At 58.4% G+C, this 755-nt stretch carries 1 rRNA gene; it reads left to right on the top strand.

Features of this window, described 5'->3' with window-relative positions:
- Positions 1-303: 303 nt before the first annotated feature.
- Positions 304-755: ribosomal RNA gene (locus KUM40_RS25965) — 23S ribosomal RNA — on the top strand; the annotation flags it as partial.

Below are 755 nucleotides of genomic sequence, written 5' to 3'. Positions count from 1 at the left end.
GGTGCGGCTGGATCACCTCCTTTCTAAGGAGCACATGGCCGACTGCAAGCAGATGTCTTGCACGGTTGCTCATGGGTGGAACGTTGACTACTCGGCACGATCGACTTGATGGATCACCAGTACTGCTTCGGCGTGGAACGTGATGTCTGAGAGGGATCGGTGTCGGGCACGCTGTTGGGTGTCTGAGGGTACGGCCGTGAGGCTTTGCTTTCAGTTGCCGGCCCCAGTGCACTCGGGAGTTTTCCCGGGGTGATGGGTGGTTGGTCGTTGTTTGAGAACTGCACAGTGGACGCGAGCATCTGTGGCCAAGTTTTTAAGGGCGCACGGTGGATGCCTTGGCACCAGGAACCGATGAAGGACGTGGGAGGCCACGATAGGCCCCGGGGAGTCGTCAACCAGGCTTTGATCCGGGGGTGTCCGAATGGGGAAACCCGGCAGTCGTCATGGGCTGTCACCCGCTGCTGAACACATAGGCAGTGTGGAGGGAACGCGGGGAAGTGAAACATCTCAGTACCCGCAGGAAGAGAAAACAACCGTGATTCCGGGAGTAGTGGCGAGCGAAACCGGATGAGGCTAAACCGTATACGTGTGAGACCCGGCAGGGGTTGCGTGTGCGGGGTTGTGGGATCTCTCTTCTGTTGTCTGCCGGCAACAGGACGAGTCAGAAACCGTTGATGTAGGCGAAGGACATGCGAAAGGTCCGGCGTAGAGGGTAAGACCCCCGTAGTCGAAACATCAGCGGCTCGTTTGAGAGA

The sequence above is a fragment of the Streptomyces sp. AC512_CC834 genome (assembly GCF_019049325.1).
In the GTDB taxonomy this organism is placed as follows: Bacteria; Actinomycetota; Actinomycetes; order Streptomycetales; family Streptomycetaceae; genus Streptomyces.
The sequence above is the reverse complement of the archived record's forward strand: the minus strand, read 5'-3'. Positions and strand labels throughout refer to the sequence as shown.